Consider the following 14858-nt stretch of genomic DNA (forward strand, 5'->3'; position numbering starts at 1 on the left):
ATCGCGGACCAATGACGGACCGCCGCCTGGCGTAACGCCGAAAGCGGTGGTTGCCGGGGCCATCGTTCGTCTGCAAGATGCGCGCCATGTCGACCAGCGCGCTGCTCCTGCTCTCCGTGCTCCTGCCTTTTGCGGGAAGCCTCGTCGTCGCGCTGCTGCCGGGGCATGCGCGCGGCGCGGCCGCGGTGATTTCCGGCATCGTGGCCACCGCCCTCACCGCGCTGGCCGTGCTGTTCTACGGCGCGGTGGCGGCGGAACATGTGCTCCGCACCGAAATCCCCTGGCTGCCCGATCTGGGGCTGAACATCATCATCCGCCTCGACGGCCTCTCCTGGCTGTTCATGGCGATGATCAGCGGCATCGGCGCGCTGGTGGTGCTGTATGCCCACTACTACATGTCGCCCAAGGATCCGGTGCCGCGCTTCTTCGCGCTGCTGCTGGCCTTCATGGGGGCGATGCTCGGCATGGTGCTGTCGGGCAATCTGATCCAGCTGGTGCTGTTCTGGGAGCTGACCAGCATCTTCTCGTTCCTGCTCATCGGCTACTGGCATCACAATGCCGGCGCCCGCGACGGCGCCCGCATGGCGCTGGTGATCACCGGCGCCGGCGGGCTGGCGCTGTTTGCCGGCGTGCTGCTGCTCGGCCACATCGTCGGCAGCTTCGATCTCGACATCGTCCGCGCCGCGGGCGAGCGGGTACGGGCGCATCCGCTCTACGCGCCGACGCTGCTGCTCATCCTGTTCGCCGCCTTCACCAAGAGCGCGCAGTTCCCGTTCCAGTTCTGGCTGCCGCGCGCCATGGCGGCGCCGACGCCGGTCTCGGCCTATCTGCACTCGGCCACCATGGTGAAGGCCGGCGTGTTCCTGCTGGCGCTGCTCTGGCCGGTGCTGTCGGGCACCGCGCTGTGGTTCTGGATCGTCACCTATGTCGGCATGGCGACGCTGCTGCTCGGCGCCTATTCGGCCATCTTCCAGCAGGACATCAAGGGCGTGCTCGCCTATTCGACCATCAGCCATCTCGGCCTGATCACGGCGCTGCTCGGCATGAATTCGCCGCTGGCGCTGGTGGCCGCCGTGTTCCACATCGCCAACCACGCGACGTTCAAGGCCTCGCTGTTCATGGCCGCCGGCATCATCGACCACGAGACGGGAACGCGCGACCTGCGGCGGCTGGGCGGGCTCGCCCGCTACATGCCGGCCACCGCCACGCTCGCCATCGTCGCCAGCGCCGCCATGGCCGGCGTGCCGCTGCTCAACGGCTTCCTGTCCAAGGAGATGTTCTTCGGCGAGACGGCGCTGCGCAACCCGATCCCCTTCGTCGACGTGTCGCTCCCCGCCGTCGCCCTCGTCGCCGGCGCCTTCGCCGTCACCTATTCGCTGCGCTTCATCTACAAGGTGTTCTTCGGCCCGCCGCCGACCGGCCTCGAACGCGTGCCGCACGAGCCGCCCGCCCTGATGCGCCGGCCGATCGAGATCCTGGTGCTGGCCTGCCTGCTCGTCGGCATCATTCCGGCGATCACCATCGGCCCGGCGCTCGCCACCGCGGTCGCCTCGGTTCTCGGTCCCGAAGTGCCCCACTACAGCCTCGCGGTCTGGCACGGCATCAACGCGCCGCTGCTGATGAGCATCACCGCCCTCGTCGGCGGCGTGCTGTTCTACCTGCTGCTGCGCCGCTATCTGGCGCGCGGCATCGACGGCCCGCCCTTCATCGCCCACATCGTCGGCCCGCGCATCTTCGAGCGGCTGCTGATCCTGCTGTCGGTGAAATGGGCGAAGGCGCTGCTGCGCCTGCTCGGCACGCGCCGGCTGCAGCCGCAACTGGCGATCCTGGTCGCCGTCGCGATCGCCGCCGCCTGCATTCCGACGCTGGGCGGCGTCGGCCCCCTGCCGCTGTCGTGGTCCAATGTGGAACCGGGCCCGGCGCTGATCTGGGTGGTCGGCATGATCTGCGCCGCCGGCGCGGCCACCCAGGCGAAATACCACCGCCTGGTGGCGCTGATGCTGCTCGGCGGCGCCGGGCTCGCCACCTCGGCCACCTTCGTGTGGTACTCCGCGCCCGACCTGGCGCTGACGCAATTGCTGGTCGAGGTGGTGACCACCATCCTCATCCTGCTCGGCCTGCGCTGGCTGCCCAAGCGCTTCGAGGACGCCCAGATCGACCCGTTGAGCCGCTTCAGCCCGCGCCGCCTGCGCGATTTGGCGCTGGCCGCGGCGGGCGGCGCGGGCCTGGCCGTGCTCTCCTACGCGGTCATGACCCGCGACGCCCCCGACAGCATCGCGAAATTCTTCCTCGACAACGCCTATGCCGGCGGCGGCGGCCGCAACGTGGTGAACGTCATTCTGGTGGATTTCCGCGGCTTCGACACTTTTGGCGAAATCACCGTGCTCGGCATCGTGGCGCTGACCACCTTCGCGCTGCTGCGCCGCTTCCGGCCGGCGGCGGACAGCATCGCCCGGCCCGAGCAGCAGCGCATCCAGAGCTCGGTGGAAACCGAGCGGGCCGACCACGACGAGGGCACCATCCTGTCGGACTTCCTGTTCGTGCCGTCGGTGATCATGCGCTGGCTGTTCCCGGTGATCGTGACCCTGGCGCTGTTCCTGCTGCTGCGCGGCCACGACCTGCCCGGCGGCGGCTTCATCGCCGGCGTCACCATGGCGATCGGCTTCACCCTGCAATATCTCGCCGGCGGCACGCGCTGGATCGAGGACCGGCTGCGCATCCGGCCGGTGTACTGGATCGGCGTCGGCCTCGCGCTGGCGCTGCTGACCGGCGCCGGCGCCTGGGTGTTCGGCGCGCCGTTCCTCACCTCGCATTTCCAGTATCTCGAGCTGCCGCTGCTCGGCCGCACGCCCCTCGCCACCGCCATGCTGTTCGATTTCGGCGTCTTCATCCTCGTCGTCGGCGCCACCGTGCTCGTGCTCGTCGCCATCGCGCACCAGTCGCTCCGCTCCGCCCTGCCCGACCGGCATGCACCGGCGCCGCCCCCCGTCACCGCAGCGGATGGCCGCTAGATGGAACTGATCCTCGCCCTCAGCATCGGTGTTCTCGCCGCCTCGGGCATCTGGCTGCTGCTGCGCCCGCGCAGCTTCCAGGTCATCATCGGCCTGTCGCTGCTCTCCTACGCCGTCAATCTCTTCATCTTCAGCATGGGCGGGCTCAAGCGCGACGCGGCGCCCATCCTCGAGCCCGGCGTCGATGTGTCGGCCTACGCCGATCCGGTGCCGCAGGCCCTGGTGCTGACGGCCATCGTCATCGGCTTCGCCATGACCGCGCTGTTTCTCGTCGTGCTGCTCGCGGCGCGCGGCCTGACCGGCACCGACCATGTCGACGGACGGGAGCGCTGAAATGCCGTTCGCCGATCATCTGATCATCCTGCCGATCCTGCTGCCGATGCTGGCCGGCATCGTGCTCGTCCTCGTCGACGAGCGGCACCACGCCGCCAAGCTGGCGATCAGCATCGTCGCCACCCTGGCCCTGGTGGTGGTGAGCCTGATGCTGCTGGCCCAGGTCGACGGCGCGGCCCAGGCGAGCCTCGGCGTCTACCGGCTGGGCGACTGGCCGGCGCCCTTCGCCATCGTCCTCGTCGCCGACCGGCTGGCCGCGCTGATGGTGACGCTGGCCGCGGTGCTGGCGCTCGCCGCCGTGACCTATTCGGCGGCGCGCTGGCACAGCGCCGGGCCGCACTTCCACACCTTGTTCCAATTGCTGCTGATGGGGCTCAACGGCGCCTTCCTCACCGGCGACCTTTTCAACCTCTTCGTGTTCTTCGAAATCCTGCTGGCGGCCTCCTATGGCCTGGCGCTGCACGGCTCCGGCCCGGCCCGCGTGCGCGCCGGCCTGCACTACGTCGCCTTCAACCTCGCGGCGTCGTCGCTGTTCCTCGTCGGCGTCAGCCTCATCTACGGCGTCACCGGCACGCTCAACATGGCCGACCTCGCCATGCGCATGGCCGCCATTCCGGCCGGCAGCCGCCCGCTCTTCGATGCCGGCCTGGCGCTGCTCGGCATCGCCTTCCTGGTCAAGGCCGGCATGTGGCCGCTGAGCTTCTGGCTGCCGGCCACCTATGGGGCGGCCAGCGCGCCGGTCGCCGCCATCTTCGCCATCATGAGCAAGGTCGGCATCTACGTGCTGCTGCGCCTGTCGGGGCTGCTCGGCACGGCGCTCGACGGCTTCGGCCATGACTGGATGTTCTTCGGCGGCATGGCCACCATGCTGTTCGGCACCGTCGGCGTGCTGTCGTCGCAGGAGCTGCCGCGCATGATCGGCTTCGCCGTGCTGCTGTCGTCCGGCACGACGCTCGCCATGCTCGGCTATGGCGATGCCGGCGTGACCGCGGGCGCCATGTACTACCTCGTCGCCTCGACCCTCGGGCTTTCCTGCCTGTTCCTGCTGGCGGAGCTGATGGAGCGCGGCCGCCCGATCGAGGCCGACGTCTTCGCCGTGACCCTCGAGGCCTTCGGCGACGACGAGATCGAGAGCGACGCCGATGTGGGCATCGCCGTGCCGGCCACCATGGGGCTGCTGACCATCAGCTTTGCCGGCTGCGCCATCCTCCTCGCCGGCATGCCGCCGCTCGCCGGCTTCGTGGGCAAGTTCGCCATGCTGCGCAGCATGCTCGGCGCCGGGGCCGGCGGCACGGTTCCCGCGACGACCTGGGGGCTGATGGCGCTCGTCATCGTGTCGGGGCTGGCGATGCTGATCGCGCTGATGCGCACCGGCATCAACCGCTTCTGGGCCCCGACCGACGACCACGTTCCCCGCGTCCGGGTGGTCGAGATGGCGCCGATCGCCCTGCTGCTCGGGCTCGGCGTCGCGCTCACCCTGCTCGCCGGCCCGGTGATGGCCTCGATCCAGACGATGTCCGACGGCGTCTACCACCCGTCCGCCTATGTCGATGCGGTGCTCGGCCCCGCCGCGGAGCGGACGCCATGAGACGGGTGCTCGCCCATCCGCTGCTCTGGCTGGCGCTGTTCGCGATGTGGCTGCTGCTGGCGCGCAGCCTGGCGCCCGGGCAGATGCTGCTGGCCGCCATCGTCGCCAGCATCGGCAGCTGGGCCGCCTCGGCGGTGGAAGCGCCACAGCCGCGGCTGCGCCGCCCCGGCCTCGTCGTCAAGCTGGTCGGCCGCGTTCTGGCGGACATCGTGGTGTCCAACATCGCCGTGCTCAAGCTGGCGCTGGGCCGGCGCGAACCGCGCTCGAAATTCGTCGCCATCCCGCTCGAGCTGCGCGATCCGAACGGCCTTGCGGTGCTGGCCTCGATCATCACGGCGACGCCGGGCAGCGCCTGGATCAACTACAACGCCCGCACCGACACCGTGCTGGTGCACGTGCTCGACACCGAGGATGGAGACGCCTGGGGGCAGGCGCTGAAGCGCACCTACGAATCCCTGCTGCTGGAGATCTTCAGATGAGCACCATCATCCTGACCGTGGCCATCCTCTTCGCCGAGCTGCTGCTCGGGGCGGCGCTCTGCGTCGCCTGCTGGCGCCTGCTCAAGGGACCGCGGGCGCAGGACCGCGTGCTGGCGCTCGACAGCCTCTATCTCACCGCCATGCTGCTGTTCCTGACCTTCGGCATCAGCTCCGGCCAGACGCTGTATTTCGAGGCGGCGCTGGTGATCGGGCTGCTCAGCTTCGTCTCCACCGCGGCCCTGGCGAAATTCCTGATGCGCGGCGAGGTCATCGAATGAGCTCGTTCGATGCCGTTCCGGTCTGGGCCGCGCTGCTGGTCGGCGCCTGCCTCGTCATCGGCGCCGCCATCACGCTCGCCGGCACCATCGGCCTCGCGCGCTTCGGCACCTTCTACCAGCGCATTCATGCGCCGACCCTCGGCAGCAGCTTCGGCACCGGCTTCGTGCTCCTTGCCTCGATGCTGTTTTTCTCCGTGACCGAGACGCGCCCGGTGCTGCACGAGCTGCTGATCCTGGTGTTCGTCATCGTCACGACGCCGGTGACGCTGATGCTGCTGGCGCGCGCCGCCCTCTACCGCGATCGCGCCGAAGGCAACGACGTGTTCCCCGAGCCGGCCGCCCCACCCGACGGTGCCGGACCCGAGCAGAACGAGCCGCCCCGCTGACGGAGCGCCGCGGCCAGTCCCGCGCCGGAATGAGCGGCTGTCGCTCAGCCATTGGTGATGGCGAACGGCGCGTGCACGTCGTTGTCGATCGCGAAGGGCGGTGGGTCGGCGGGCTTCGGCTTGGGCGGTGGCGGCGGTGGTGCAGGCGGCGCCGGGTGGGCGATGACCCTGCAGATGAGGCCCATGCGACGGATCGGGCCTTCATCCCCATCGTCCAGGACGACCGTGCCGAAGACGCCGACGGCGATGGCGCCGCCGCCGCAATCGCGCGTGGCGCTGCCGATTGCTGCACCCCGGCTGAAGCCGGAGAGCGCCGAATTGGCGGTCTCATAGGTCTGCATGTTGCGGCAGAGCAGCCTGAAGGCATGGACGAGGTTCGCCCCCGACCTTTGGATGCTTATTCCGGCAGCCGCCATGCCGTCGGGGCATATTACTTCCCCCCAGAAGGCAATGCCGGATTTTTCCGCCTTGCCCGCCACGCCGCCATGCCTGGCCGAGGGGGGAGGATCGAGACGCGGCGCCTGGATCTTGGAGCCGAGCAGCCGTCCGCCCTTGGACTGAAGGCATTGCGCCGCGATGCCGTCGAGGTCCTTGTCGGAATTCTCGTCGATGCCCACGAGCACGTAGCCATCCGGGCACTGCAGCTCGAACGGCACGCCGCCGCCGGCGCCGCCATAATCGTCGGTACGCCCGACCTGCGCGAGAGCGGCGCCCGCCCACAGCGACAGCAGCGCGGCCAGCACCGGCGCGATGATCCCTTTCGTCGACATTTTCACGTCCTGACTAGCCGTTGGTGATGACGAACGGCGCGTGCACGTCGTTGTCGATGGCGAATGGCGGTGGGTCGGCGGGTGTTGCCGGCTGGGGCGGCTGGGGCGGCGGAGGCGGCGGGCGATAGGTGGCGCAGATCAGCCCCAGCGCATTGATGCGGGCGTCGCCGCGGATCAGCAGGCCGCGGGCATAGGAGTCCGGCCCGCAATCGGCAGACCCCGGACTGCCGCCGGCGCCGCCATTGGACTTCGTCGCCTTGCTGTCGCCCAGGCCCGGCGCCGGCAGGTTGCGGCAGGTGAGCCAGAAGCTGTGCACCAGCCCCACCGCCGATTCGGTGACGTGGATCTGCTGCACCACCATGCGCCTGGGGCAGACGATCGTGCCGTCGGGATTGAACCGCCCATTGTCGTTGTCGAGGCCGCGGGTCGCCAGCCGATAGTGCTTGCCCGTCGGCCAGCCGTCGTGGAGCGCCACGCAGGCGCCGGTGACCATGTCCATGTCCTTGCCCGCCTTGTAGTCGATGGCGACGAGCGCATCGCCGGGCCGGCATTCGTCGAGATAGCGCGAGCCCCCCGGCCCCCCGATCGGCTTGGTGGTGCCATCGAAGGCGAGGGCCGGGGCGGCCAGCACCAGGGCGGCGGCGAGCGCCGGGGCGAAGCGGGAGCAGCGCATGGCCCGGGCGCCTATTTGAGGTCGCCGCCCCAGATCAGGCCGGGCTGCGGCCTGATCACCTTGCACCAGCCCCGGCCCTTGCGCTCGCAGGCGCTGACGATCACCGTGTCGCCCGCGTCGAAATAGGCGATCTCGGTGTCGCCCCTGTCGGCATAGAGGGTCGAGGGCTCGCGCAGCACGCGGGCCTTGCCCTTGGGGCCGAAGCTGACCCCGTCCGGCCCGATGCCGACGTCGATCTGCTCCTGCAGGTCGCTGTCGCCGGTGTCGCCCACATCGGCCGTATCGGGCCCGGCATCGGCGGCGTCGCCCGTGTCGGCGGGAGGAGTGTCGGCGGACTGGTCGGGCGACGAACAGATGAGGCCGAACGCGGTGATGCCGGTGCCCACGGACTTGCCGAACGCGCCGAGCACGCCGACGGCGTAGGACCCCGACCCCACGATACTGATGCAGCTGATTTCGGAGGACGACACCGCGACCGCCGCCGGATCCGGGACGGTCGTGCTGGCCTTGATGATTTCGCGCGGATGACCGTCGGCCTTGCAGATGGCGCGGATGTGGTGGACGTGGCTTTGGGCATTCAGCGATACCTCCACGCCGATCATGAAGCCGCCATTGGGACAGACGACCGGGCCGCCGCCGATGATGGTCTTGCACACCGGACTGCCGCTGCAGGCGTGGCCGAACCCGACCGTGGGAGCGCCCGGCTTGGCGCCGCTCGGCTTGCCGTTGACCAGCGCCTGGCAGACCGGAGCGATCCCCGTCATGTTGTACAAGGCGTTCCAGCCCCAGCCGATCAGCGCATCACCGCCCGGGCAGGTCCAGCTGAACGGCGTTCCATCGCCCGCACCGACGATGTTGGTCTTCGTATCGGCCAGCGCCGGCGGCGCCATGCCCAGCGCCAGGGCGAGCGTTGCGGCGGCCAGCAGCCGGCCCAGGATGTTGTCACCATGCCACATCGAATCCTCCATTCCTCGCCCCGTGCCGCGACGCTAGACCGGGCCCCGCCGCGCTGTCGTCCACCAGGTGGTGGACATCGGCCCGGGCGCATGGGCCGATGGACGGCACGGCCGGCGACCGGACGTGCGGCAGGATCGCTGCTGTGATGAGACGTGCCGGCGCCGCGGCTCAGAGCGGCAGCTTGATCTCGCTGGCGAGCCGCACGAGCTGGGTGCGGCTGTGCCGCCCGGTCTTGTTGAACACCCGGAGCAGATGCGTGCGCAGCGTGCTCATGGCGATGCCGAGCTCCTTGGCGATCTGCTGGCTGCTGCGGCCGGCGACGACCAGCTCGAACACCCGCCCCTCGGCCGGGGTCAGGTCGTACAGGATGGCGACCGCATCGGTCGCGGCGGTCCAGGGCGCGGCGCTGTCGGCGATGAACACGGCGGCCACGGCGCCCCGCTCGGCGCCCGTCGCCACCGTGCGCCGCTCGAGCGGCAGCACGTGCACCGAAATGGCGCTGCCGTCCTTCCGCCGCGCCGGAATGGCGATGCCGCGGCGGCCGAGCTCCACCTCCGGCCGGCCGGCCGTCGCCCGCACCGCTTCCTCCAGCCGTCCGGGCACGAGGTCGTGCGCCAGGTGCAGCCGGCCGTCGACGCTACGGATCGGATCGGCCTCGCGCAGCATGGCGTCGGCGGCGCGGTTGGCGTGGCGGATGCGGAGATCGGCATCGACGATCAGCGCGCCCGAGCCGATGACGTCGAAGGCGGCGCGGAAGCTCGCCACCTCCTCGCGCGCCGCGCCGATGAGATTGCTGATGGTCGCCGCGCGCCGCAGATGCGGCGCCAGCAGGCGCATCTCGTCGAGCTCCTCGCCGGTGATCGGCGGCCGGCTGTGGTGTACGCCCATGCCGAGCGACGCGACGGTCGTCGGATCGTTGACGAGGCCGATGACCAGCTGGTCGACGATGCCTTGCGGCTGCGACCACTCGGCATACCAGCGATTGTCCGGATGCTTGTGGAAGTCGTAGACCTGCGACTGGATGATCGGCTCTTCCAGCGGCAGCCGGGCGATGGTGGCGAGCCCGCCCCACAGTTCCGGAATGGCGTCGACATAGTCGCCGGCATGCTCGACGAACCAGGGCGGCACGTTGCAGGGCACCTGCACCACCGGGCTCATGTCGGGCAGCCGGTTGATGGCAAGAATGGCGATCTGGAACTGATAGCGCTGGCGCACGCGGTCGATCGCGTCATGCCAGAGACGAGGCTCGATGGTGGCGTCGTAGATGGCGCCGATCAGCTCGTTGAGAGCGGGGTCAATCACCGTCCGGTCCAGGCTTCCTTCGGATGTAAAGAGAATAAGCGCGATGCACCGCTGTCAACCCCTTGCCGCGAGCCGCGCCAGGGATGAGCGGCGCCGGACCGGCGCGGCTAGAGGATCGAGGTGAAGAGCGACAGCATCGTCCGCACGCCGCTTATGTCCGAGGCGTTCGGGCCGGGCGGGGTGCTGCTCGGCGGCGCGATCGAGCGCAGCACCAGCACCACGATCAGATACAGGCAGCCGAACGGCGCGAACAGGATGAAGGTGAGCGGCCACAGGTTCGATTCCTGCGTGTAGGCGAAGATGCACCAGGCCGCCGCCGGCGCCGCCAGCCACAGCGGCGCAAGGAAGGCGGCCCACCAGCCTTCGCGCCAGGCGACGAACAGGCAGGCGATTTGCAGGATCAGATAGGCGGGCGTGGCCAGCATCAGCGCGAGCCCGATGATCACTCCCATGGCGGTCCCCTCTTTGCGCCTGGCCACCCTACCAGCCGCGCATGACCGATCCGTCGCCGGCATGCCGCGGAATGTCCCGTCGGCGTTAAGACCGCGGCAACCAGGCGGCGGGCCGGCAAGGGCCGCTTGCGCTAGCCGCCCACCTTCCATGTGCTGGGACCTCGTCCGGCGCACTGGATCACCGTTCTCACGCCCGGCGGCATGGAGGGAGTCTTCGTAGACATGGCAGCCGGCAACTATGCCATCCCGCAGCCCGTGGCGGCTACGGCTGCTCCGGCTTGCGCACGCAGATGGCGAAGCGGTCCGAGGTCAGCCGCTCGGCGGCCCTGAGCAGCGACATCTTGCGCGCCTGCGCGAAGTGGATGTCGAACAGCCCGCGATCGATGACAGGGTGCTCGAACCCGGCCGCCAGCAGCAGGTCGACCACGCGCTCGGCCGGCATCTGCCCCGAAAAATACACCTGCGTGCGGATGCGCTCGAGCCGTTCGATCCACTGCGGATCCATGCGCGGCCTGGCGGCCCTGCCGGTGAGGCGGCCCCAGCGCTCGCGCAGCTGCGCGACCCAGCTCTTGCGGCCCATATTGCCGTCGACGATCAGCAGCCGTCCCCCGGGCTTCAGCAGCGCGAACCATTCGGCGAAGGCCGCCGGCGGGTCGACCAGCGTCCACACCAGATGGCGGTTGACGATCACGTCGAAGCTCGCGCGCGGCTCCATGGTGTTCTCCGCGTCGCGCATGATGAAGCGGATGTCGCTCTTGCGCGTCGCCGATTTCGCCCGCGCGCGGTCCAGCATGGCCTCCGACCAGTCGGCGCCGGTGACCCTGTAGCCGAGGTCGTTCATCAGATGGGAGATCACCCCCGTGCCGCAGGCGAGATCGAGCGCGGCACGGCCGCGTCCTTCCCCCAGATGCTTGCGGATCAGCCGATGCCAGCCGCGCCGCTCGGCCTCGGAAAAAACTTCGTGTCCGACCTGCTGGTCGAAGGTCGCGGCCCGCATCGACCAATACTCGCGGATTTCGTCGCGAATTGAATAGTTTGATGCCGGCGCATCCATCTTCGTCCTACCTCGACGTCCCTAACAGACTGGAATCACTCTAAAAGATAAAAGTTGACTCTGGTAGTCCGCTTTTATACGGCGCCCCTGTAGCAAGCTTTCCGAAGGGCGCCAAATGAAAATCGCACATCTGGTGGCCGGGGCCATGTTCGCCCTCGCCGCCATCCTCGCCGGACCCGCATCCGCCGAGGGATTCACCGTCACCGACGTCGCCGGGCGACAGGTGTCGTTCGACAAGCCGGTCGAACGCGTCATCCTGGGCGAAGGCCGCATGATCTATGCGCTCGCCGCGCTCGAAACCGACGATCCGTTCGGCAAGGTCGTCGCCTGGCGCAACGACCTGTGGACCACCGACCTCGACCTGTTCAACGCCTACGTCGCCAAATATCCGAAGGTGAAGGACCTGCCCTTCCTCGGCAATCTCACCGACGGCACGCTGCAGGCCGAGACCGTGGTCAATCTGCATCCCGACGTGATGCTGCTGCCCATCGGCAACAAGACCGCCGCCGACGAGGTCGGCCTCGAAAAGATGCTCGACGGCATCGGCGTCAAGATCGTCTACATCGACTTCCGCGAACACATCCTCAAGAACACCGTTCCGAGCCTGCATATTCTCGGCCAGTTGTTCGGCAAGGAGCAGCGCGCCGACGCCGTCGCCACCTACTGGCAGGCGCAGCTCGACCGCGTGACCGACGTGCTGAAGGCGGCCAACCCGCCCAAGCCGAACGTCTTCATGTATCGCGCCGCGGGCCTCGCCGAATGCTGCGGCACCTTCGGCACCGACAATTACGGACTGATGGTCGATCTCGCCGGCGGCCACAACATCGGCGCCGACTTCCTGCCCGGCTATACCGGCACCATCAACCCCGAGCAGGTGATCGCCTCCAACCCCGACATCGTCGTCGTCACCGGCTCGAACTGGACGCACTCGGCCAAGGCCGCGGGCTTCGTCACCGTCGGCCCCGGCGCCGCCGCCGTGGCCGAGCAGAGCCGCGCCGCGCTCGCCAAGCTGATGCAAGAGCCGGCCTTCACCGGCTCCAAGGCAGTGGCCAGCAAGAACGTGCATGCCATCTGGCATCAGTTCTACACCAGCCCCTACCAGTTCGTGGCCATCCAGCGGCTCGCCAAGTGGTTCCATCCGGATCTGTTCAAGGATCTCGACCCCGACGCGACCTTCAAGGACTTCTCCGACAAGTTCCTGCCCCTGCCCTACAGCCCCGGCTACTGGGTCTCGCTCGAGGGGAACTGAGCCATGGCCGCAATCGAGGCTCCTGCCGCGATTGCGGCCGACATTCAGGAGGGGCGCGGGCGTTACCGCGCCCTCGCCCGCCGCAAGCTGCTGATCCTGGCGCTTCTCGCCGCGGCGCTGGCGCTGAGCTTTGCGGTCGATCTCGCCTGGGGGCCGGCGCGCTACGGGCTCGACCAGGTGCTCCTGGCGCTGTTCGATCCGTCGACGGTGTCGGCGCAGGTGCGCACCGTGGTGTGGGACATCCGCATGCCGGTCGCCGTCATGGCGCTGGTGGTCGGCGCCGCGCTGTCGGCCGCCGGCGCGCAGATGCAGACCATCCTGGCCAACCCCCTCGCCAGCCCCTTCACCCTCGGCATCTCGGCCGCCGCCAGCTTCGGCGCCGCGCTCGCCATCGTCATCGAGATTCCGCTGCTGCCGGTGGCCGCCGCCTTCATGGTGCCGGTCGACGCCTTCGTCATGGCGCTGGTCGCAACGCTGTTCATCCACTTCGTCTCGCAATTGCGCGGCGCCACGGTGCAGACGGTGGTGCTGCTCGGCATCGCGCTGGTGTTCACCTTCAACGCCCTGCTCGCCTTCGTGCAGTATCTCGCCTCCGAGACCGCCCTGCAGGCCGTGGTGTTCTGGACCATGGGCAGCCTGACCAAGGCGACCTGGCCGAAGATCTGGATCACCCTCGCCGTGGTCGCGCTGGCGCTGCCGCTGTTCGCGCGCAACGCCTGGGCGCTGACCGCCATCCGCCTCGGCGAGGACAAGGCGGCGAGCTTCGGCATCAATGTCCGCCGCGTTCGGCTCGAGACCATGCTGATCGTCTCGCTGCTCGCCGCCGTGCCGGTCAGCTTCGTCGGCACCATCGGCTTCGTCGGCCTCGTCGGCCCGCACGTCGCGCGCATGATCCTCGGCGAGGACCAGCGCTTCTTCCTGCCCGGCTCGGTGCTGTGCGGGGCGCTGCTGCTGTCGCTCACCTCGATCGTCAGCAAGTCGATCATCCCCGGCGTGGTGTTCCCCATCGGCATCATCACCGCGCTGGTCGGCGTGCCCTTCTTCTTCTCGCTCATCCTGTCGAATGTGAAACGCTCATGGTGATGCTCCGCCTCGACAATGTCGGTGCCCTCTACGGCCGCCGCCTCGCGGTCTCCGAGGTCACCACGCCGCAATTGCAGTCGGGCGAGATCGTCGCCGTCATCGGCCCCAACGCCGCCGGCAAGTCGACCCTGTTCCGCCGCATCGCCGGCCTGCTGCACGGCCCCGGCGAGGTGCATCTCAGCCAGTCCGGCAAGGGCAGCCGGGCCGTCGCCTACATGCCGCAGGACACCGGCGCCAACGCCGTGCTGACGGTGTACGAATCGATCCTGATGGCGCGCAAGCAGGGCCAGTCCTGGCGCGTCGAGGATGCCGACCTGCGCGTCATCGACGACATCATGGCGGCGCTCGACATCGTCCCCATCGCCTTCCGCGATCTGGGCGCCCTCAGCGGCGGCCAGCGCCAGCTCGTCGCCATCGCCCAGACCCTGGTGCGCGAGCCCGAGATCGTGCTGATGGACGAGCCGACCAGCGCCCTCGACCTGCACCGCCAGGTGGAGGTGCTGGAGCTGATGCGCGCCGAGGCGCAGCGCCGCGGCATGCTGGTGCTGATCGCCATCCACGACCTCAACCAGGCGCTGCGCTTCGCCGACAAGGTCATCGTCATCGCCGATGGCCGCATGCGCGCCTGCGGCGCCGCCGCCGACGTCATCACCGCCCAGATGCTGCGCGACATCTACCGCGTCGACGCCCGCATCGAAAAGTGCTCGCGCGACTACAACCACGTCATCGTCGACGGCCGCGCCGAAAACGCCGCCCTTGGCGCACTGCAGGGCTAGCTGTCAGCATTCGCCGTCATTGTATCTCAGGTTAAGGCGCCGCGGTCCGTTCCGTGCGAGCTTGCGGGCATGCAACAGCTTTCAGCCGCCTCCACGCCGCACCGGCGCGCCTCCCATATCGGCCACGTCCACAATCGCGCCGCGCGGCTTGCGGTGCGCGACATCCAGCAGCATCTGAGCGAATGGCAGCATACCGCGGCGACGCTGCGGGCGGCGCGGTTCCACAGCCGGAACGATCCGTCCCGCGCCAGCGCCCGCGCCGCCGAGATGCTGCCGCTGGTCGTCGCCGACCGCATCGAGCTCGAGGCACGCCTGGACGGCCTCGAAACCGCCGTCGCCACCCACTCCCTGACGCGCGACATCCGGCGGGCCCTCGATCGGCTGCATGCGGACCTGCAGCAATTGATCATCGACTAGCGCCGGCTTCTTCGTGCCGCCGCGACCGATCTATCGGCCGGCGGTGGCGT

Annotated in this window: 16 protein-coding genes; 10 read left to right on the forward strand and 6 right to left on the reverse strand. The window is 69.2% G+C overall.

The features are described 5' to 3' along the window. Positions 1–86 precede the first annotated feature (86 nt). From BGO82_RS15920 to mnhG, 6 genes are read left to right on the forward strand one after another with little or no spacing between them, the layout of a single operon-like run. Entirely contained in the window at positions 87–3011 is a 2925-nt protein-coding gene (locus BGO82_RS15920; RefSeq protein WP_291306602.1) for a monovalent cation/H+ antiporter subunit A, read from the forward strand. Continuing rightward, complete coding sequence (locus BGO82_RS15925; protein ID WP_291306603.1) at positions 3012–3344, forward strand: Na+/H+ antiporter subunit C; 333 nt, start codon at positions 3012–3014, stop codon at positions 3342–3344. It begins immediately after the preceding gene. 1 nt (position 3345) lies between these two features. Beyond that, positions 3346–4932 carry a monovalent cation/H+ antiporter subunit D gene (locus BGO82_RS15930; RefSeq protein WP_291306604.1) on the forward strand — a complete coding sequence of 529 codons (1587 nt, stop codon included), beginning with the start codon at positions 3346–3348 and terminating at the stop codon, positions 4930–4932. Further along, positions 4929–5411, forward strand: coding sequence for a Na+/H+ antiporter subunit E (locus tag BGO82_RS15935; RefSeq protein ID WP_291306605.1), 483 nt, complete (start codon positions 4929–4931; stop codon positions 5409–5411). The genes BGO82_RS15930 and BGO82_RS15935 overlap by 4 nt, the downstream gene beginning before the upstream one ends. Beyond that, on the forward strand, positions 5408–5689 hold the full coding sequence (locus BGO82_RS15940) for a K+/H+ antiporter subunit F (protein ID WP_291306606.1): 282 nt from the start codon (positions 5408–5410) through the stop codon (positions 5687–5689). Before BGO82_RS15935 ends, BGO82_RS15940 begins: the two co-directional genes overlap by 4 nt. After that, positions 5686–6075, forward strand: coding sequence for a monovalent cation/H(+) antiporter subunit G (mnhG, locus tag BGO82_RS15945; RefSeq protein WP_291306607.1), 390 nt, complete (start codon positions 5686–5688; stop codon positions 6073–6075). Before BGO82_RS15940 ends, mnhG begins: the two co-directional genes overlap by 4 nt. 44 nt (positions 6076–6119) lie before the next feature. Here mnhG and BGO82_RS15950 read toward each other — a convergent pair whose 3' ends face one another. The 6 genes from BGO82_RS15950 to BGO82_RS15975 form a co-directional block, all read right to left on the reverse strand. Then, positions 6120–6845 (reverse strand): hypothetical protein, encoded by a 726-nt coding sequence (locus tag BGO82_RS15950; RefSeq protein WP_291306608.1) that lies wholly within the window; start codon positions 6843–6845, stop codon positions 6120–6122. Positions 6846–6858: 13 nt separating this feature from the next. Then, entirely contained in the window at positions 6859–7518 is a 660-nt protein-coding gene (locus BGO82_RS15955; RefSeq protein ID WP_291306609.1) for a hypothetical protein, read from the reverse strand. 11 nt (positions 7519–7529) lie between these two features. Continuing rightward, positions 7530–8474: a hypothetical protein gene (locus BGO82_RS15960; RefSeq protein ID WP_291306610.1), complete on the reverse strand. Its 945-nt coding sequence runs from the start codon at positions 8472–8474 to the stop codon at positions 7530–7532. Between the two features lie 169 nt (positions 8475–8643). Beyond that, positions 8644–9777, reverse strand: a complete 1134-nt coding sequence (locus tag BGO82_RS15965) for a LuxR family transcriptional regulator (RefSeq protein WP_291306611.1) — start codon at positions 9775–9777, stop codon at positions 8644–8646. A gap of 107 nt (positions 9778–9884) precedes the next feature. Further along, complete coding sequence (locus BGO82_RS15970; RefSeq protein ID WP_291306612.1) at positions 9885–10229, reverse strand: hypothetical protein; 345 nt, start codon at positions 10227–10229, stop codon at positions 9885–9887. A 262-nt stretch (positions 10230–10491) separates the two neighbouring features. After that, positions 10492–11283 (reverse strand): class I SAM-dependent methyltransferase, encoded by a 792-nt coding sequence (locus tag BGO82_RS15975; protein WP_291306613.1) that lies wholly within the window; start codon positions 11281–11283, stop codon positions 10492–10494. A gap of 115 nt (positions 11284–11398) precedes the next feature. On the opposite strand from BGO82_RS15975, the gene BGO82_RS15980 reads away from it, so the two are divergent. The 4 genes from BGO82_RS15980 to BGO82_RS15995 all read left to right on the forward strand — a co-directional run bounded on the left by BGO82_RS15980 (position 11399) and on the right by BGO82_RS15995 (position 14808). Next, complete coding sequence (locus tag BGO82_RS15980; RefSeq protein WP_291306614.1) at positions 11399–12532, forward strand: ABC transporter substrate-binding protein; 1134 nt, start codon at positions 11399–11401, stop codon at positions 12530–12532. A 3-nt stretch (positions 12533–12535) separates the two neighbouring features. After that, entirely contained in the window at positions 12536–13615 is a 1080-nt protein-coding gene (locus BGO82_RS15985; RefSeq protein WP_291306615.1) for an iron ABC transporter permease, read from the forward strand. After that, complete coding sequence (locus BGO82_RS15990) at positions 13609–14391, forward strand: ABC transporter ATP-binding protein (RefSeq protein ID WP_291306616.1); 783 nt, start codon at positions 13609–13611, stop codon at positions 14389–14391. The genes BGO82_RS15985 and BGO82_RS15990 overlap by 7 nt, the downstream gene beginning before the upstream one ends. 69 nt (positions 14392–14460) lie before the next feature. Then, complete coding sequence (locus BGO82_RS15995) at positions 14461–14808, forward strand: hypothetical protein (RefSeq protein WP_291306617.1); 348 nt, start codon at positions 14461–14463, stop codon at positions 14806–14808. Positions 14809–14858: the final 50 nt, after the last annotated feature.

The organism is Devosia sp. 67-54 (genome assembly GCF_001899075.1).
In the GTDB taxonomy this organism is placed as follows: domain Bacteria; phylum Pseudomonadota; class Alphaproteobacteria; order Rhizobiales; family Devosiaceae; genus Devosia_A.

Excerpts from the sequence above, each read along its gene's own strand:
- BGO82_RS15920 (WP_291306602.1), top strand. The coding sequence starts at position 87 with ATGTCGACCAGCGCGCTGCTCCTGCTCTCCGTGCTCCTGCCTTTTGCG.
- BGO82_RS15925 (WP_291306603.1), top strand. The coding sequence starts at position 3,012 with ATGGAACTGATCCTCGCCCTCAGCATCGGTGTTCTCGCCGCCTCGGGC.
- BGO82_RS15930 (WP_291306604.1), top strand. The coding sequence starts at position 3,346 with ATGCCGTTCGCCGATCATCTGATCATCCTGCCGATCCTGCTGCCGATG.
- BGO82_RS15935 (WP_291306605.1), top strand. The coding sequence starts at position 4,929 with ATGAGACGGGTGCTCGCCCATCCGCTGCTCTGGCTGGCGCTGTTCGCG.
- BGO82_RS15940 (WP_291306606.1), top strand. The coding sequence starts at position 5,408 with ATGAGCACCATCATCCTGACCGTGGCCATCCTCTTCGCCGAGCTGCTG.
- mnhG (WP_291306607.1), top strand. The coding sequence starts at position 5,686 with ATGAGCTCGTTCGATGCCGTTCCGGTCTGGGCCGCGCTGCTGGTCGGC.
- BGO82_RS15950 (WP_291306608.1), bottom strand. The coding sequence starts at position 6,845 with ATGTCGACGAAAGGGATCATCGCGCCGGTGCTGGCCGCGCTGCTGTCG.
- BGO82_RS15955 (WP_291306609.1), bottom strand. The coding sequence starts at position 7,518 with ATGCGCTGCTCCCGCTTCGCCCCGGCGCTCGCCGCCGCCCTGGTGCTG.
- BGO82_RS15960 (WP_291306610.1), bottom strand. The coding sequence starts at position 8,474 with ATGTGGCATGGTGACAACATCCTGGGCCGGCTGCTGGCCGCCGCAACG.
- BGO82_RS15970 (WP_291306612.1), bottom strand. The coding sequence starts at position 10,229 with ATGGGAGTGATCATCGGGCTCGCGCTGATGCTGGCCACGCCCGCCTAT.
- BGO82_RS15975 (WP_291306613.1), bottom strand. The coding sequence starts at position 11,283 with ATGGATGCGCCGGCATCAAACTATTCAATTCGCGACGAAATCCGCGAG.
- BGO82_RS15980 (WP_291306614.1), top strand. The coding sequence starts at position 11,399 with ATGAAAATCGCACATCTGGTGGCCGGGGCCATGTTCGCCCTCGCCGCC.
- BGO82_RS15985 (WP_291306615.1), top strand. The coding sequence starts at position 12,536 with ATGGCCGCAATCGAGGCTCCTGCCGCGATTGCGGCCGACATTCAGGAG.
- BGO82_RS15990 (WP_291306616.1), top strand. The coding sequence starts at position 13,609 with ATGGTGATGCTCCGCCTCGACAATGTCGGTGCCCTCTACGGCCGCCGC.
- BGO82_RS15995 (WP_291306617.1), top strand. The coding sequence starts at position 14,461 with ATGCAACAGCTTTCAGCCGCCTCCACGCCGCACCGGCGCGCCTCCCAT.